This is a genomic window from Undibacterium sp. Di26W (assembly GCF_049340265.1).
Taxonomy (GTDB): Bacteria; Pseudomonadota; Gammaproteobacteria; order Burkholderiales; family Burkholderiaceae_D; genus Undibacterium.
In genome coordinates this window covers 1-842 of record NZ_JBMPOR010000065.1, presented here as the reverse complement: position 1 = coordinate 842, position 842 = coordinate 1, and the positions used below count along the sequence as shown (strand labels likewise).

Genomic DNA, 842 nt, shown 5'->3' with positions numbered 1-842 from the left:
CGTCGTGCGCAAGACCGTTATAGTTCTTTACTACTTATGAGTATTACTTTAGCGTTTGCCGTATCTCAAGGAATTTGATTTTTTCTAAAACTTGTCTTTCGACAGCTTTTCAAACTCTTTTTAATACTATGTTTGTTCGATACAATCACAACCCTTCCATAATTTCCATCAACAACTGTCGTTGCTGACTTCTCTTTACAGAAATAATTTTGATTATTTCTACTTTACTTCTTCTAAATTGTTAAAGAACGAGAACTACTTTTATTACTCTGTCTTTCGCTTTGAAAGTACAAACCTAAATCTCAACGCTAACTACTGCACTGACTTAGGTTTGTGATTTCTTGGTGGAGGATGACGGGATCGAACCGACGACCCCCTGCTTGCAAAGCAGGTGCTCTCCCAGCTGAGCTAATCCCCCTCGTTCAAACAAAAGTACAAACCTACTTTTGTTTGGTTGAGCTTCCTAAAAAAGCCTGGCAGAGCCAGTTCTTTTTTAGAACAACTTCTACGCAAAATCGCTCATGCATAGTGTGTTTGGTGGTGGGTCTGGTTGGGCTCGAACCAACGACCCCCGCGTTATCAACACGGTGCTCTAACCAACTGAGCTACAGACCCGCTACTGAACTTCAGTCGCTGTCCGGTCATTGCTACCCCGACGCAAACCGTTCTCTGTTCATTATCATTAACAGTCAATAAGTGTGGACACTTCACTACGCGCTACTCTAGAAAGGAGGTGATCCAGCCGCACCTTCCGATACGGCTACCTTGTTACGACTTCACCCCAGTCACGAACCCTGCCGTGGTAATCGCCCTCCTTGCGGTTAAGCTAACTACTTCTGGCA

Annotated in this window: 2 tRNA genes and 1 rRNA gene; all 3 read right to left on the bottom strand. The window is 43.9% G+C overall.

Annotated features, from left to right (window positions below):
• Nucleotides 1-342: 342 nt before the first annotated feature.
• A tRNA-Ala gene (locus ACO0LM_RS28635) sits at nucleotides 343-418 on the bottom strand.
• A gap of 120 nt (nucleotides 419-538) precedes the next feature.
• Nucleotides 539-615, bottom strand: a tRNA-Ile gene (locus ACO0LM_RS28630).
• Nucleotides 616-726: 111 nt separating this feature from the next.
• Nucleotides 727-842: ribosomal RNA gene (locus tag ACO0LM_RS28625) — 16S ribosomal RNA — on the bottom strand; the annotation flags it as partial.